General features: G+C 61.4%; 14 protein-coding genes. 13 read left to right on the forward strand and 1 reads right to left on the reverse strand.

Annotation, left to right across the window (positions count from 1 at the left end; all coding sequences use genetic code 11):
• The first annotated feature begins 121 nt into the window (after nt 1–121).
• The 8 genes from LGH74_RS18880 to LGH74_RS18915 all read left to right on the forward strand — a co-directional run bounded on the left by LGH74_RS18880 (nt 122) and on the right by LGH74_RS18915 (nt 11,564).
• The gene (locus tag LGH74_RS18880) at nt 122–2,290 is read left to right on the forward strand and encodes a catalase (RefSeq protein WP_226178026.1); all 2,169 of its coding nucleotides are present in this window, start codon (nt 122–124) and stop codon (nt 2,288–2,290) included.
• Between the two features lie 168 nt (nt 2,291–2,458).
• Nucleotides 2,459–3,403, forward strand: coding sequence for a carboxypeptidase-like regulatory domain-containing protein (locus LGH74_RS18885; RefSeq protein WP_226178027.1), 945 nt, complete (start codon nt 2,459–2,461; stop codon nt 3,401–3,403).
• A 737-nt stretch (nt 3,404–4,140) separates the two neighbouring features.
• The gene (locus LGH74_RS18890) at nt 4,141–4,407 is read left to right on the forward strand and encodes a hypothetical protein (protein WP_226178028.1); all 267 of its coding nucleotides are present in this window, start codon (nt 4,141–4,143) and stop codon (nt 4,405–4,407) included.
• A 98-nt stretch (nt 4,408–4,505) separates the two neighbouring features.
• Nucleotides 4,506–7,985, forward strand: coding sequence for a methylmalonyl-CoA mutase family protein (locus LGH74_RS18895; protein WP_226178030.1), 3,480 nt, complete (start codon nt 4,506–4,508; stop codon nt 7,983–7,985).
• 77 nt (nt 7,986–8,062) lie between these two features.
• A complete protein-coding gene (locus LGH74_RS18900) occupies nt 8,063–8,734 on the forward strand; it encodes a DUF6000 family protein (RefSeq protein WP_226178032.1) in 672 nt (223 codons plus the stop codon).
• Nucleotides 8,735–8,893: 159 nt separating this feature from the next.
• Nucleotides 8,894–9,451: a transposase gene (locus LGH74_RS18905; protein WP_226178034.1), complete on the forward strand. Its 558-nt coding sequence runs from the start codon at nt 8,894–8,896 to the stop codon at nt 9,449–9,451.
• Nucleotides 9,452–9,727: 276 nt separating this feature from the next.
• Nucleotides 9,728–10,507 (forward strand): MBL fold metallo-hydrolase, encoded by a 780-nt coding sequence (locus LGH74_RS18910; RefSeq protein WP_226178036.1) that lies wholly within the window; start codon nt 9,728–9,730, stop codon nt 10,505–10,507.
• Nucleotides 10,508–10,736: 229 nt separating this feature from the next.
• Nucleotides 10,737–11,564 (forward strand): acyl-CoA thioester hydrolase/BAAT C-terminal domain-containing protein, encoded by an 828-nt coding sequence (locus tag LGH74_RS18915; RefSeq protein WP_226178037.1) that lies wholly within the window; start codon nt 10,737–10,739, stop codon nt 11,562–11,564.
• 125 nt (nt 11,565–11,689) lie between these two features.
• Here LGH74_RS18915 and LGH74_RS18920 read toward each other — a convergent pair whose 3' ends face one another.
• Nucleotides 11,690–12,013, reverse strand: a complete 324-nt coding sequence (locus LGH74_RS18920) for a hypothetical protein (RefSeq protein WP_226178038.1) — start codon at nt 12,011–12,013, stop codon at nt 11,690–11,692.
• Nucleotides 12,014–12,216: 203 nt separating this feature from the next.
• Here LGH74_RS18920 and LGH74_RS18925 point away from each other — a divergent pair, with 203 nt between their 5' ends.
• The 5 genes from LGH74_RS18925 to LGH74_RS18945 all read left to right on the forward strand — a co-directional run bounded on the left by LGH74_RS18925 (nt 12,217) and on the right by LGH74_RS18945 (nt 16,605).
• On the forward strand, nt 12,217–12,555 hold the full coding sequence (locus tag LGH74_RS18925) for a cupin domain-containing protein (protein ID WP_226178039.1): 339 nt from the start codon (nt 12,217–12,219) through the stop codon (nt 12,553–12,555).
• A gap of 199 nt (nt 12,556–12,754) precedes the next feature.
• On the forward strand, nt 12,755–14,578 hold the full coding sequence (locus LGH74_RS18930) for a peptidoglycan D,D-transpeptidase FtsI family protein (RefSeq protein WP_226178040.1): 1,824 nt from the start codon (nt 12,755–12,757) through the stop codon (nt 14,576–14,578).
• Nucleotides 14,579–14,688: 110 nt separating this feature from the next.
• The gene (locus LGH74_RS18935) at nt 14,689–15,174 is read left to right on the forward strand and encodes a DUF4198 domain-containing protein (protein WP_226178041.1); all 486 of its coding nucleotides are present in this window, start codon (nt 14,689–14,691) and stop codon (nt 15,172–15,174) included.
• A gap of 80 nt (nt 15,175–15,254) precedes the next feature.
• A complete protein-coding gene (locus LGH74_RS18940; RefSeq protein WP_226178042.1) occupies nt 15,255–15,854 on the forward strand; it encodes a hypothetical protein in 600 nt (199 codons plus the stop codon).
• 61 nt (nt 15,855–15,915) lie between these two features.
• Nucleotides 15,916–16,605, forward strand: coding sequence for an XAC2610-related protein (locus LGH74_RS18945; RefSeq protein ID WP_226178043.1), 690 nt, complete (start codon nt 15,916–15,918; stop codon nt 16,603–16,605).
• Nucleotides 16,606–16,651 lie beyond the last annotated feature (46 nt).

Raw genomic sequence — 16,651 nt, forward strand, 5'->3', positions numbered from 1 at the left:
TTCCTCCTTTAGCCCCGCCTCTGCGTATTTCCCGCAGTCGGCGGGGCTGCTTGTTTCCGGCGCGCCGGGCCCGATTCACTTTTTCGCCTATTATTTTTTACCCGACCTGTTCCTTCCTTACATGGCCAAGCCAACCAAAACTAACCCGACTTCCTCCACCCCAACACCCGCCCAGGACGCCAAATCGGCCGACCTGGAGCAAAACCGCGAATACGGCCACGGTGAGTTTCTGACTTCCAACCAGGGCCTGCGCGTGAATGACGACCAGAACTCGCTGAAAGGCGGGGAGCGGGGACCCACCCTGCTGGAAGACTTCCTGCTGCGCGAGAAAATCACCCACTTCGACCACGAGCGGATTCCGGAGCGCGTGGTGCACGCCCGCGGCGCCGGCGCCCACGGCTACTTCGAAGCCTTCGACAACGCCAGCCAGTACTCCCGGGCCCACTTCCTGCAGCCCGGCGTCCGCACGCCGGTGTTTACCCGCTTCAGCACCGTGGCCGGCTTCCGCGGCTCCACCGACCTGGCCCGCGACGTGCGCGGCTTCGCGGTGAAATTCTACACCCAGGAAGGCATCTACGACTTCGTGGGCAACAACATTCCGGTGTTCTTTATCCAGGATGCCATCAAGTTTCCGGACCTGGTGCACGCCGTGAAACCCGAGCCGCACAACGAAATTCCGCAGGCCGCCTCGGCCCACGATACGTTCTGGGACTTTATTTCGGTTAACCCCGAAGCCATGCACATGATTATGTGGGTGATGTCGGACCGGGCCATTCCGCGCAGCTACCGCATGATGGAGGGCTTCAACGTGCACACCTGGCGCCTGATTGACGCCGAGGGCAAGTCGCGCTTCGTCAAGTTTCACTGGAAGCCCAAGCTCGGCATCAAGTCGGTGGCCTGGGACGAGGCCCTGCAGATTTCGGGCAAAGACCCCGACTTCCACCGCCGCGACCTGTTCGAGAACATCGAGGCCGGCAACTTCCCCGAGTGGGAGCTGGGCGTGCAGGTAGTAGAGCAGGAAGACGAGTTCAAGTTCGGCTTCGACCTGCTCGACGCCACCAAGATCATTCCCGAAGAGCTGGTGCCCGTCACCATCATCGGCCGCCTGGTGCTCAACCGCAACCCCGACAACTATTTCGCCGAAACCGAGCAGGTGGCCTTCCACCCCGGCCATATCGTGCCCGGCATCGACTTCACCAACGACCCGCTGCTCCAGGGCCGCCTGTTTTCGTACACCGACACCCAGCTTACGCGCCTGGGCAGCCCCAACTTCCACGAAATCCCGATCAACCGCTCCATTGCGCCCATCCACAACAACCAGCGCGACGGGCACATGCGCCAGCAGATCAACGTGGGCAAGTTCAGCTACGGCCCCAACCTGCTCAACGACAACACGCCCAAGCAGGCCAAGCAGAGCGAAGGCGGCTTTGCCAGCCACCAGGAGCGCGTGGATGGTCACAAGATCCGGGCCCGCAGCAAGAGCTTCGTGGATCATTACTCCCAGGCCCGCCTGTTCTGGAACAGCCAGGCCGACATCGAGAAGGTGCACATCATTAAGGCCCTGCGTTTCGAGCTGGGCAAGGTAGAGGCCGAGTCGGTGCGCCAGCGCATGCTGCTGCAGCTTAGCCTGGTAGCCGACGAGCTGGCCACCCGCGTGGCCCAGGGTCTGGGCCTGGAGGTTCCCTCCGCCGAGGGCGTGCAGCTCAATTACAGCGTGGGCGCCGACACCGATCCGGCCCCATTGCAGTCGAAGCCCGCCACCGGCAACGAGTCCAAATCGGACGCGCTGAGCATCGAAAACCACCCGCTCAACGCCAACAAGAGCATCGAAACCAAACAGGTAGCTATTCTGGCCACCGACGGGGCCGATGGGGCCGCCATTGCCGCCCTCACCAAGGCCCTGCAGGCCCAGGGCGCCACCGCCAAGCTGGTGGCCCCGCACCTGGGTCAGCTGAAAGTAAGCGGCGGCGTGGCCCTCACCATCGACTTCAGTCTGCAAACCACGGCCTCTGTGCTGTTCGACGGCGTGTACGTCGTCGGCGACGGCCAGGTCCTGAGCCAGCAGCACGACGCGGTCCACTTCGTGAACGAGGCTTTCCGCCACTGCAAGCCCGTAGCCGCCACGGCCGCCGGCCAGGCTCTGCTGAGCGAGGCAGCTTACGGCGGCGCCAAGAACATCCTGACTAGCACCGGCGTCAGCATCGGCGACGGCAGCCACGCCCAGTTTCTGGCCGACCTGGCTTTCGGCCGCTTCTGGACCCGCGAGTTGGAGTCGGAGCCCAAGGTATAGGTCGGCGCTCTGCCTTTTATAGATTCGGTAAAAAGCCCCGCTACCTTCGTAGCGGGGCTTTTTACGTACTAAGTCACGCCGCACCGGTGCAGAGTCTACCGCTGCCACGAACCGCAAGCGGCTCCGGCTTCGTTAGTCTTTCCGAATCTACTACCTCATCCCCACCCCTTGCCTCCCGTATTCTCCCGCGCCAAGCTGCGCGCTGCCGTGCCTTCCTTCCCCATTGCCGCTCTTGCCCGCCCCTCCCGCTGGTTGCGTGTCTGGCCGCTGATTCTGCTGCTGAGTGTTGCTTGTCCCCCGCTGGCCCGGGCCCAGCTCGTGGCCGTAGCGGGCCAGGTCCTCAACGCCAAAACCCAGGAACCCGTCCCCTTCGCCATCCTCGGCGTACGGGGCAAGGCCATCGGCACCGCCGCCGACGAGCAGGGCCGCTACCTGCTGCGCCTCCCGCCCGACCTGCGCGACACGCTCATCGTATCCTGCGTCGGCTTCGAGCCCCGCCTGATTCCTCCAGCCCAGATTATTGCCGGGCAGCGCGTGTTTCAGCTCACGCCCCAGCCGCAGGTGCTCAAGGGCGTCACCATTCAAAGCCGCAAAGTGAAGCCCGGTAAGCTGGGCCGCTCGGCCGAAAAGGCCGACGTGCGCTGGATGGGCGGCAGCTCGGGCAAAACCACCGTCGACGACGAATGGGGCTGGGAAATCGGGGCCCTGCTCACCCCCGAGCGCCGGAGTTACCTCGAAGAGCTCCACGTCTACTTCACCGACAACAAGTACGAGCTGCTGCGCTTTCGCCTCAACCTCTACACTGTGCGCGACAACCGCCCCGATAAGCTCCTGAGCACCCAGGACGTGCAGCTCATCTGCCCGCCCACCCGCCAGGGCTGGCTCAAGCTGGATCTGCGCCCCTACAACATTGAGCTCGAAGCCCAGCCCGTAGCCGCTACCCTGCAGTGGCTGCAAAGCGAGAAGAAAGACCCGGAAGACAAGTATTTCTCCATCCCCGTCGTGCGTCAGAAGCAGCCCGGCATGGTGGAGCGCGAAAACGGCCACGCCGCCTGGACCGTCCACAACCTGCTCCCCAGCCTCTACTTCACGGTGCTCACCGAGCAGAAGTAGTTGCCCCAGTAAAATCGGCTGTCATCCTGAGCAGAGCGAAGGACCTTCCTCGCCTACCCCACCAAGCCCGCTACCAACTTCCCTTGTCACTCGGCCACGAAGCATTGTGAGCAGGACACAAGCCATTGTGAGCAGGTCACAGGGCATTGTCACCAGGGCAGCGGCCATTGTCACCCTGACACAAGGCGTTGTCACGAAGACAGAAGTCATTGTCACCTCGTCACCAGCCATTGTCACGAGGTCAGCGGCCATTGACACTTGGTTACTGCTCGTTGTCACAAGGGCAGTGGGCATTGTCAGTAGGTCAGCACGCATTGTCACCCCGTCACTACCCCTTGTCACGCGGGCAGCAGGCATTGCCACCTGGTCACCACACATTATCACGAGGTCAGATGCCCTTGTCACCTGGTCACGAGCCATTGTCACGAGGTCAGCACGCATTGCCACGAGGTCAGCGGGCATTGACACCCGGTCAGCAGCCATTGACACCTCGTCATGGTGCCTTGCTCCCCCGCCGTAGCCAGCTACCGCCAGCCCCAGCGGGGCGGCATATCGGTAGCCCAAACGCCTCTCATTCGTTCAAAAGCCCCAGCGGGGCGAAACCATCCTTGCCACGATTGGTGCCGCCCCGCTGGGGCTATCCAATCATTCACCCTATCATTACTACCGATATGCCGCCCCGCTGGGGCTGGCTTTGCTACTCCGCACCTGAGAAACACTTTACTTGAACCCGTCCTATGAGCTTCACAGTTGGCAACCGGCAATTCGAACTCCAGTCGTTCAGTGACGTCGGCACCCGCGACGGGGCCGGCTGGGAGTTGTGGGAATGCAAGGGCGAAGAAAAACTCCTGCTAATCGAAATCTTCCGCCACGATGATTTGAAGAAGATTGATTTCGCCACGTTCGAGGCTGTCGATATTCCGCTGGAAGCCGTAGATGAGCTGTTGAAGACGTTCAGCGAAGAAGGCTCCCGAAATTTTGTGGATGATTCTTTGTGGTCATAAAAAGCCTATTCCACTCCCCTACAAAAAGCCCCCGCTCCCACCGCCGGGGCTTTTTGCGTACCTTCGCCTACCCAAATTCCACCCCATTCCCCCGCGCTATGTCAGTAGCTCCCGCAGCTCCCTATAAGCCGAAAAACCACATCCGCATCGTCACCGCCGCCGCCCTCTTCGACGGCCACGACGCGGCCATCAACATCATGCGCCGCATCATCCAGAGCAGCGGCGCCGAAGTAATCCACCTGGGCCACAACCGCTCGGTGCAAGAAATCGTGGACTGCGCCATCCAGGAAGATGCCCAGGCCATTGCCATTACCTCCTACCAGGGCGGCCACAACGAGTACTTCAAGTACATGCACGACCTGCTCAAGGAGCGCGGGGCGGGCCACATCCGCCTCTTCGGCGGCGGGGGAGGCGTGATTCTGCCCACCGAAATCGAGGACCTGCACGCCTACGGCATCGAGCAGATCTACTCCCCCGACGCCGGCCGCGCTATGGGCCTGCAGGGCATGATCAACGATTTGCTCCAGCGCTGCGACTTCCCCACCGGCCAGAACCTCAACGGCGAAGTAACCCACGTCAAAGAAAAAGACGCCCGCAGCATCGGCCGCCTGATTTCGGCCGCCGAAAACTTCCCCGAGGAGTTTGAGAAGGTTCGTCAGTTGTTAGTTGCTAGTTGTCAGTTGTCAGTTGGAGGAGAGCAAGCCCAACAGAACGACCTAACAACTGACAACAAACAACTAACAACTCCAATATTAGGTATCACCGGCACCGGCGGCGCCGGTAAATCTTCCCTCGTGGATGAGTTGGTGCGGCGCTTTTTGATGGACTTCCCCGAGAAGACCATTGCCATCATCTCCGTCGACCCCTCGAAGCGCAAAACCGGCGGGGCCCTGCTCGGCGACCGGATCCGGATGAACTCCATCAACTCGCCGCGCGTGTACATGCGCAGCCTGGCCACCCGCCAAAGCAACCTGGCCCTGAGCAAGTACGTGCAGGACGCCGTCGACGTGGTGCGCGCCGCCGAGTTTGACCTGATCATCCTCGAAACCTCCGGCATCGGCCAGTCCGACACCGAAATCATCGAGCACTCCGACGCCAGCCTCTACGTGATGACGCCCGAGTACGGGGCCGCCACCCAGCTGGAGAAAATCGACATGCTCGACTTCGCCGACGTCATTGCCCTCAACAAGTTCGACAAGCGCGGCGCCCTCGACGCCCTGCGCGACGTGCGCAAGCAGTACCAGCGCAACCACGGCCACTGGGACCAGCCCCTCGACGAAATGCCCGTCTTCGGCACCATTGCCTCGCAGTTCAACGACCCGGGCATGAACCGCCTCTACCGCGCCATTCTGAGCATGGTGGAAGCTAAAACGGGGGTTCCCTTTGCCTCCCAATTGGCGACGACCAAGGAAGACTCCGAGAAAATCTATATCATTCCGCCGCACCGCACGCGGTACCTGTCTGAAATCGCCGAAACCAACCGCCAATATGACCAGTGGGTTCTCAAACAAGCTGACACCGCTCAGCAGCTCTATGGAATCAAGCAAGCCATCGGAGCCGTCCAAAGTATCGGAAACGCCGCTGGCGGACCTGGCGCCGGGCACGGCAGCAGTGGACCCGATGCCGGAGGCCTCGTGGCCGGCCTGGAGAGGACCTTCGAGGAGGTCAAACTCCGGCTGGACGGCCAGAACTGGAAGCTCCTGGAAACCTGGCCGAATAAAGTAGCCGCCTACAAGGCCCCGGAGTTCGTCTTCAAGGTGCGCGACAAGGAAATCCGCATCCAGACCCACACCACCAGCCTGAGTAACCAGCAGATTCCCAAAGTCAGCCTGCCGCGCTACACCGCCTGGGGTGATTTGCTACGCTGGCAGCTCCAGGAAAACGTGCCCGGCGAATTCCCCTACACCGCCGGCGTGTTTCCCTTCAAGCGCGAGGGCGAAGACCCAACCCGCATGTTTGCCGGCGAAGGCGGCCCAGAGCGCACCAACCGCCGCTTTCACTACGTGAGCATGGGCCTGCCCGCCAAGCGCCTGAGTACAGCCTTCGACTCGGTGACCCTCTACGGCGAGGACCCCGACCACCGGCCCGACATCTACGGCAAAATCGGTAACGCCGGGGTGAGCATCTGCTGCCTCGACGACGCTAAAAAGCTTTACTCGGGCTTCAACCTGGCCAACCCCAGCACCTCGGTGAGCATGACCATCAACGGCCCCGCCGCTACCCTGGCCGCCTTCTTCATGAACGCCGCCGTCGACCAGCAGTGTGAGCTTTATATTAAAGAGCAAGGCATCGAGGCAGATATTGACGCCAAGATCAACCAGCTCTACGCCGACAAGGGCCTCAACCGTCCCCGCTACCAGGGCGAGCTGCCCGCCGGCAACGACGGCCTGGGCCTGATGCTGCTCGGCGTCACCGGCGACCAGGTGCTGCCCGCCGACGTGTACCACACCATCAAAACCCGCACGCTGAGCCAGGTGCGCGGCACCGTGCAGGCCGACATTCTCAAGGAAGACCAGGCCCAGAACACCTGCATCTTCTCCACTGAGTTTGCCCTGCGCCTGATGGGCGACGTGCAGGAGTATTTCATTAAAGAGAAGGTCCGCAACTTCTACTCGGTGTCCATTTCCGGCTACCACATTGCCGAAGCCGGCGCCAACCCGCTGACCCAGCTGGCCCTGACGCTGAGCAACGGCTTCACCTTCGTGGAGTACTACGTGAGCCGGGGCATGAGCGTGAACGACTTCGCGCCCAACCTCTCCTTCTTCTTCTCCAACGGCATCGACCCCGAGTACGCCGTCATTGGCCGCGTGGCGCGCCGCATCTGGGCCAAGGCCATGAAGCTCAAGTACGGCGCCGACGCCCGGAGCCAGATGCTCAAGTACCACATCCAGACCAGCGGCCGGAGCCTGCACGCCCAGGAAATCGACTTCAACGATATCCGCACCACCCTGCAGGCCCTCTACGCCATCTACGACAACTGCAACTCGTTGCACACCAACGCCTACGACGAGGCTATTACCACCCCCACCGAGGAATCGGTGCGCCGGGCCATGGCCATTCAGCTCATCATCAACCGGGAGCTGGGCCTGGCCAAAAACGAAAACCCGCTGCAAGGCTCCTTCATCATCGAGGAACTAACCGACCTGGTAGAAGAGGCCGTGCTGCTGGAGTTTGACCGCATCACCGAGCGGGGCGGCGTGCTGGGCGCCATGGAAACCATGTACCAGCGCGGCAAAATCCAGGAGGAAAGCATGCACTACGAGATGCTCAAGCACACGGGCGAGTATCCCATCATCGGCGTGAATACCTTCCTCTCCTCCAAAGGCTCGCCCACGGTGGTGCCCGCCGAGGTTATCCGCGCCACCGACGAGGAAAAGCAGTATCAAATCGAGATGCTCAACATCCTGCACACCCGCAACGCCGACCAGACCGCCAGCCGCCTCAAGCAGCTCCAGCAAGTCGCCATTGCCAACGGCAACCTCTTCGCCGAGCTGATGGAAACGGTCAAGTTCTGCTCGTTAGGGCAGATTACGAATGCGCTGTTCGAGGTGGGCGGGCAGTATCGCCGGAATATGTAATTCTTCATTCGCGCTAACATAAAAAGGGCGCTACCTTGCTGAGGTAGCGCCCTTTTTATGTTTCATAAGAGACTATCATGACAGGTTCAAACCTTTGGAAAAGGCTATTTAAACGTGTGGATCAAGCTACTGAAATTGCCTTGCATATAGCTGGAGCAACTGTACAACACAGAAATCCTTTCGAGCAGCTTGAGGCTTTTCGAAATCAAGATGAACTCTCAGAGGAGTTTATTGAGAAATGGGTCATGGAATTTTATATGCCCTCAATAAACCGACTCGATGATCAAACGATGGAGGCATTTGTCACAGCCTCCAAAGAAATTACCCAGGAAATTATCCAGCAATTACTAGGTGACTTCGACTGGCGGCCAAGAATTGTGGGGGCTTATTTTGCTGCGATTAAAGGATACACTGACCTGACCGATATTATTGGTGTTCACCTATTGAAGAGTGAAGTATGTTATGCCGGTTTAGGGTATGCTTTGGCCTTGGCTACATTTGGAGGAGACCAGTCGAAGGAATACTTGAAAATGTATCTTGACTTTTATCTCAAGCAGAAAGACCTATGGTTTGATCAAAACTCAGTCTTAGCAGCACTTCATCTGATTTCACCTGATGAAGCATCCAGCTATTTTAATAGCTGGCAAGAGTATATATCTGACAAGCCTTATCACGACTTATCAAACAATATAGAAGGCATGATAAAGAGCGTTAATATAGTTAAACAGATTCGGCAAGCCTCTAACTGATTCCAATCTTTTCAGGGTAGCTTATAATGGGCGGTACCACCGGATGTAGAAACGCATAATTGCGTCTCTATCGTTGCTGACGTTATTTACCCTGCATTATACTCCAGCGTACTCGTTCAACGACGAGACGCAAGTATGCGTCTCTACATCGTTCTATTTATGGCTACCGAATTATACCACGATACCTACCGCGTGGCCTCGGCTCGGCTGCGGGGCTACGACTACGGGCAGAACGGGGCCTACTTCGTTACCATCTGCACCCAGCACCGCACCCGCTTCTTCGGCGACATCGTAGTGCCCGACTACGACTGGGACCAAGCCTACCTCTCGCCCACGCCCGTAGCCGCGCTGGTTTCCGCTGCCTGGCAGCAGATTCCGCAGCGCTTCCCTTTCGTGCTTCTGGATGCCTTCATCCTTATGCCCGACCATCTGCACGGCCTGCTGCTGTTCGACAAACCCACCGAACCTGCCCCAGCCCTGCACTACGAAAACCGCTTCACGCCCCAGCGCGAAAACCTGTCCGCCGTCCTACGCGGTTTCAAAGCCGGCACCGCCGCCCAGGCCCGCCGCGCCAGCCTACCCCTGGCCTGGCAGCCCCGCTACCACGACCGGGTCGTGCGCAGCCCTGAGGAGCTGGACAAAATCCGCCACTACATTCTCACCAACCCCACCCGCTGGCAGCACGAACAATCTGGCGAAGAAGACCTGTTCCGTTAGCACGATGTAGAGACGCATATTTGCGTCTCGTCGTTGAACGATAACACCCGCACGGATTCGGGATAAACAACGATTGAGACGCAAATATGCGTCTCTACATCCCGTACTGTCACAAGCACGCCGCCTGGAGCAATCCAGGCGGCGTTTTCTGTACTCCACCCATGCGTTACACGCCAGCTGCCCTCCCCAAACACCTCCCCAGAACTTTCGCCCCCGCCCCGGGTTAGCAACCTGAACCGGCTTCTGCTGCTTCCCAACCCCACCAATAAAACCCCCATGAAATCTACCCTTATCCTCGCGGCGGCCCTGGCGACAGTTACCACGCAGGCGCAAGCCCAAACCGCCTCCGCGCCGCGTGCCGCCGCCGACCAGATTGCCACCAAGAAAGGCCCGCTCACGGTGCAGCCCATCACCCACGGCAGCGTGGTGTTCACCTGGAACGGCAAGACCATTTACGTGGACCCCTACGGCGGAACCGCCGCCTACGCCGGCCTGGCCGCCCCCGATGTCATCCTCATCACCGACATCCACGGCGACCACCTCGACCCCAAGACGCTGGCGGGTCTTTCCGTGGGCAAGGCCCTGATGATCGTGCCCCAGGCCGTGGCCGATAAGCTGCCCGCCGAGTACAAAGCCCAGGTCCGCGTGCTGGGCAACGGGCAGAAGCTCGACACACTGGGTATGAGCGTGGCGGCCATTCCGATGTACAACCTGCCCGAAGCCCCCGACGCCATGCACACCAAAGGCCGGGGCAATGGCTACGTGCTGAACCTGGGCGGCAAAAACGTGTACCTCTCCGGCGACACCGAAGACACGCCCGAGATGCGCGCCCTCAAGAACATCGACGTGGCCTTCGTGTGCATGAACCTGCCCTACACCATGGACGTAAACCAGGCCGCGCAGGGCGTCCTGGCCTTCAAGCCCGGCATTGTGTATCCGTATCACTACCGGGGCCAGAGCGGCCTGAGCGACGTGGCTAGCTTCCAGAAAACCGTGACTACGGCCAACAAGAAAATTGACGTTCGGCTGCGCAACTGGTACCCGGCGGCTAACTAAGTCAACCCGCGCCCAAACTGGCGCGGGTTTCGGCGCAGTCGCACCTGGTGCCCAGCCATAGCGTGGAGGTACAACCTTCATTCCCACCCCGCCGCCCGGAGCACCCCGGGCGGCGGGGTCATTTTTACAGAAGCGGCATAGCAATGTACCCCAATCAGTTTTCACGCCCGCAGGCAACGCCTCACCACCCGCCGCCATCTGTAGGGCCACACCTTCCTGCTTACGCCGCGTGAAAGCCCTCTTCCTTGCCCTGCTGGCCTTGCTCAGCCTCCCCGCCCTCAGCCAGCAGTTGCCCCCGGGCGTGGTGGGCGACTACACGCCGGGTACGGCCAAAGATGCCAAATACGGCATCCTGGTGCTCGGGGGCGCGGAAGGCGGCAAGCCCACCGCCCTGGCCAAAATGTTCATCGACCAAGGCTACCCGGTCTTGTCGCTGGCCTACTTCAAGGTCCCCACGCTGCCCGCCGAGCTGGAGAACATTCCCCTGGAGTACTTCGCTACCGCCATGAAGTGGCTGGCCCAGCAGACGCCCGGCAAGCGCAAAGGCATCCTAGTCGTCGGCTGGTCGAAAGGGGCCGAGCTGGCCCTGCTGCTGGCCAGCCGGTATCCGGCCGTGAAGGGCGTGGTGGCCATTTCCCCCAGCTCCGTGGTGTGGGCGGGCATCCTCAAGGACTGGAAAAAGACGCCCGGCTCCAGCTGGACGGCCCAGGGCCGCCCCATGCCCTCGGTGCCCTTCAACGCCACCGGCGCCACCTCCCTGCTGACGCTCTACGCCAACTCGCTCCAGAACCAGCCCGCCGCCACCGCCGCCGCTATTCCCCTGGAACGCAGCAAAGCCGCCGTGTTGCTGCTTTCCAGCTCGCAGGACGATATCTGGCCCGCGGCCCTCATGTGCGAGCAGCTCATGGCCCGGCTACAAGAAAAGAAATACACCCGCTCCTACCGCCACCTCAACTACCCGGAGCTGGGCCACATTCTGGATCAAAAATACCTCCCCGCCACCCCCGAACACCCCTCCCGCCCGGCTATCCTCTCCTTCCTGCGCGCCGTGGAGTGAGCCGGGCGGGCAGCCCCCAGCTGGGCACGAGCTACGGCCGCGCCTAAACTTGCACCATTACCAGCCAGGACCAAATACAAAAACGGCCCGCTCTTCCGAGCGGGCCGTTTCCTATGCAAGCTACTCTACTTCACCCCATCCTCCCCACTGCCTTTCCCACCCGTCGTCACCAGCTTGCGCGCCTGCCGATACCCCGCATATAGCTCCTTATCCAGCAGCTTAAAGGCCTTCATATCCTCATCCAGCTGCCGCACCTCTACCATCAGCTCGTCCAGCAACTCCTCCAGCGCCGCCCCGGCTACCACCCGCTCGTTGATGGTTTTGCGCGTGGCCGGCTGGGCCGTTTGAAACGCCGCCAACGCGTCGTGCAACGGCTGGAGCGTAGCCGGTTTCAGGCCCTGCTTGCCCAGCTCGGGCACCACCTCGGCCCGGGCACTGCTCTTCAGCACCGCTGGCAACTACTTCCCTGCCGCAACACGACCACGCCGCCCGAATCACGCCGCCTGGAGCAATCCGGGCGGCGTGGTCGTGTTACCAGCACGGGCATCGTCGGGCCCCGCCCATTTTCCCGCCAGGCGCCTTTGCTTGCTCATCCCCGCCCCTTTACTCAAATTGTCGTACAGTAGGGCACGACCATTCCTCTCTGCCCTGTATGCACCCCGCTTCGCTCACTGTTATTGACCTGCAGCCCGAAATGGACGGGGTAAATCAGTACAAGAACATTCCCCTGACCCTGGTCAACGACCACGTCGTGCGGCTCAGCGTGATGACCGAACCCTTCTACTGGCACTACCACCCCAACTCCGACGAAACCTTTCTGGTGCTGGAAGGCACCCTCTGCATCGACCTGGAAGGCCGCACCGTGGAGCTCACGCCCGGGCAGCTCTTCTCTATTCCGGCCTACGTGGCGCACTGCACCCGCCCCAAGGATGGCCGCACGGTCAATATCACCTTCGAGCTAGCCGATATCCAGACGGTGAAGACGGCGTAGTCCGCCACCCAGCTAGGCCGAGCGACTATCTGCTCCGTCTGGCTCCCCCTCTCTTTTCGGAGACTCTGCGCTTCCAGCAGATGCGGCCGGGGGTGCTGAGGCACACGCCCGGGGCGCCCCAGCACCCCACCAGCATAGCAAAACCGCCCATTCACCGAAAAGCCCTGCCCCGCCACCCCGCAATTGCCTAGCTTTACCCATGCGCACTGCTCCCTACCGGTGGGGAAATATGCTGCTAGCCCTGCTAGTGGCCCTTACCGCCTGCTCTTCCCCCGACCATCCCGCCAGCGCCCCCGTCAAAGACCCCAGCACCGGCGAAACCTACACGCCCCGCCGCGTGGTCGTGGCCGATTCCCTCATCCGCGGCCGCCTCCTCGACCGGAACGATTCGGTGCTCGTCGATACCCGCCTGCAATACCTGCTCAAGCTCCCCCGCCGCGCCCTCGATACCCTGGCCCTGGGCCAATTGCTGGGCTGGGACTCGACCACCGTGCGCCGCCGTATCCAGGAGGCGCTACCCTACCCGGGTGCCTACGGCGTGGCCGTGCAGCTGCGCCTCACCAAGAAGGAAGCCGCGCGTATCCGCCGCGACAGCAGCGCCACCGTACCCCAGCTTACCCTCACCGAACGCTACCAACGCACCTACACTACCCCCGCCGGCGCCCCCGTATTAGGCTACCGCAGCACCGAGGCCCAACCCTTTTTCCGCCAGGCGAAGCGCACCGGCCGGGGCCGCTTCTACCGCCTGCGCAACGGCGGCGTGGAGGCCTACTACAACGGTCTGCTCACCGGCCACCACGGATACCTCCACCCCCTGGTCGATGCCAAAGGCAAGCAGCACGGCACCTGGGCCAAAGACACCGCCTTTCAGCAGGGCCAGGATCTGCATCTGACCCTCGACGCCAAGCTCCAGGCCTACGCCGAAAAGCTGCTCGGCAACCGCCGCGGCTACCTCGTGGCCCTCGACCCGCGTACCGGTGAAATCCTGGCCTACGTATCGGCCCCCGTGTACCCGGCCGCCACCATCACCGCCCCCGACCAGGCCGGCATCCGTGCCGAGCTGCTGGAGCACGAAAACCTGCCCCTGCTCAACCGCCCCGCCATGCTGGCCAACCCACCCGGCTCGGTTTTTAAGCTCGTGAATGCCGCCGTGGCCCTGCAATTGGGCGCCATCACGCCCGGCACCGGCTTCCGCTGCGACCAGTCGCTGGTGAGCTGCGTGCACTACCACAAGCCGGCCCGGAGCCTGACCCTGGGCCTGAAGTACAGCTGCAACCCCTACTTCTACCAGGTACTGCAAAACGTCATCAACCATGTGCCCGACTCCCTGGTGCAGGACACCGTGGCCGCCCGCCACCACAACTTGGCGCAGTGGCGCCGCTATGCCCGCTCCTTCGGCCTCGACTCGGTGCTGGGCGTCGATATGCCCCGCGAAGCCCCCGGCTTCCTGCCCACCCCGGCCTACTACGACAAGGCCCGCCGTACCCGCCAGTGGACCTACCGCTCCATCTACTCGCTCAGCATCGGGCAGGGCGAAATCAACCTCACCGGGCTGCAAATGGCCAACATGGCCGCCATCATTGCCAACCGCGGCTGGTACTACCCGCCCCACCTCGTGCGCGGCATCGGCGAGAATGGTCCCCTGGACCGCTTCACCCGCCGGCACCACACCCTCATCGACAGCGCCAACTTCGAAGCTCTCATCCCGGGCATGATAGCCGTGCTACAGCGCGGCGGCACCGCCGACGCCTCCAGCCTCGCCGATGTGGGCATCACGGTGGCGGGCAAAACCGGCACCGTCGAAAACGACGAGGGCGACGACCACGCCGCCTTCGTTGGCTTTGCCCCCGCTAACAACCCCAAAATAGCCGTGGCCGTGTACCTCGAAAACGCCGGCTTCGGCGCTACCGCCGCTGCCCCCTGCGCCGTAATGGTGATGGAAAAGTACCTGCGCGGCTCCATTGCCCCCAAGCGCAAGCGCTGGGAAAAGCGCATCCAGCACCGGGCCAAATACGATTACTAGCCTGGGTGGCGAGCTGTGGTAAGCAGTAGTCCCAGGCAGTGGTGGGAAGGGCCCAATGGTTGGGCTTTGCGGAAAAACCCCTAAGCTTACCCCTGCAAACCCCTTCAACTATGCTGCATTCCTACTCTGTATCCGTTGTTCCTAAGTTTTTGGCGGCCTTGCTGCTGGCCGTGCCGCTCAGTGCCTGCGGCAGCCTGTTTGGCAAAGAAGTAGCTCGCCTGTCCATCAACACCATCAGCACGCCGGAGCGGGAAGTAATGAAAGAAGCCGCGCTGCCGCTGCAACAGGGCGAGGAGCTGGCTTTGTGGTCGGATATGGACATGGCCTACGAGGGCGAGGCCCCGGTGCGCTTTCAGGTGCAGGTGCTGCAAGACGGCCAGCCCTACCAGCAGCTCGAACTGGACCCCACCGAGAAAAACATGACGGTGGGCGAAGTCAAGACTGACATGAATGGCAAAGTCACCTGGAGCTTCACTGGCAAAAACGGCAATCTGACGATTCCTAAAACGGGTACCTACACCTTCAAGGCCCGCCTGGTAGCTGCAGCCAACCCCACGCTGAAAATCAAAAAGGCCGAGTTGGTACTAAAGAAATAAGCTCCCGGTTTGGCTGGAACACGCGTCCGGCCCTAACCGGCCCTGCCGTCAACCAGCACCACTCTTTACCAGCCGCCCGCATGAAACCCGAAGTCCGGCAGCAGATTCACCGCCTCGGCGGCACCACCACCGCCGCTGCCACCACCGACCTGGCCGAGTTTCTGGCCGCCACCTCGTTTCCCCATCCGCTCTATCCCCGACACTACGCGGAAGAGCTTTTCGGCCTCGACGAATTCTATCAGCAGCATCGGGCGCTGTATACCGCCAACCCCGCGGCCTTCTACGAGGCGCTGCTCCTGCATTTCTTCGCCGACCACCAGCTTCCCTACGGGCAGGATTTTTTTCGCCCTTTTCGCTTTACGCCCTTCACCCCCGGTACACCCGACTATGGCGAGCTGGAGGGCCTGGTCACGGCCGAAGAGGTAGCCCTTACCGTGGCCGGCGGGCCGCTGGAGTTTATCTGCATCTGCTATTCCTACGGCTTTCCCGACCACTACTTTGTGTGCCCGGGCGACCCTAACCCCGAAAACCCGACCGTGTACGGCACCGACCACGAAGTCTTTTTCCAGGAAATAACCGCCGTAGGCAGTCTGGAGGAATTCTTCAACCGCTACTTGTCGAAAGACGAGTTTCTGGCTATTGCCCGGCGGCATCTTACCGCTCAACACGCGGCCGGGTAGAGTTTTCGTCCCTGCTACCGGCTTGCCCTACTGAGCGTCGTGGTTCCGCCTTTACCGTTTTATGCGTCATTTCCTCTTGCTAGTCTGCCTGCTCGGGGCGGCTACTGTCAGCCGCGCCCAGCGTACGTTCACCATCTCCCGGGCCTCAGCGCGCTACTCGGCCACGGTCACCGTTGCCGGCTGCGAGGCCGACCAGTGCCAGGGCGCGGGCACCATCCGACTCTACGACCAGCAAACCAAGCAGCTGGTCCAGGCTTTCACGTCCGATGACCTCACCTTCTACCTCGACAGCCGCCAGCAGCCGTCGGTAAAGACCGTGGAGCTGTACGGCGAGCAAAGCCCGCTGCTGTTCGACGATTTCAACTTCGACGGCACCGAAGATCTGGCCATTCGCAACGGCAACAACAGCGGCTACGGCGGCCCTTCCTACGACGTGTACGTGTACGCCAGCCGCCCCCGCAAATTCATCCGCAGCGCCGAGCTAACGGCCCTGGCGTCGGAAAAGCTGGGCATGTTTATGGTCGATAAGAAGCGTAAACGCCTGGTCACATTCGAGAAGAGCGGCTGCTGCTGGCACCTGACCACCGAGTACGAAGTACTACCAGGCAAAGGCCTCAGCGAAGTGCTGACTATCGAGGAAAATGCTACCGGGGCCGGCGAAAACGTGGTGGTAAAAACCCGCCGCAAAACCAACGGCCGCTGGACTACCACCACCCGCTCGTTTCCCATCAAGGAATACTACAAGGAATAGGCGGCCGGGCGCATTAGAATTTATCTATATAGCTTGCGCCCCTCTT

Source organism: Hymenobacter lucidus, assembly GCF_020447265.1.
Taxonomy (GTDB): Bacteria; Bacteroidota; Bacteroidia; order Cytophagales; family Hymenobacteraceae; genus Hymenobacter; species Hymenobacter lucidus.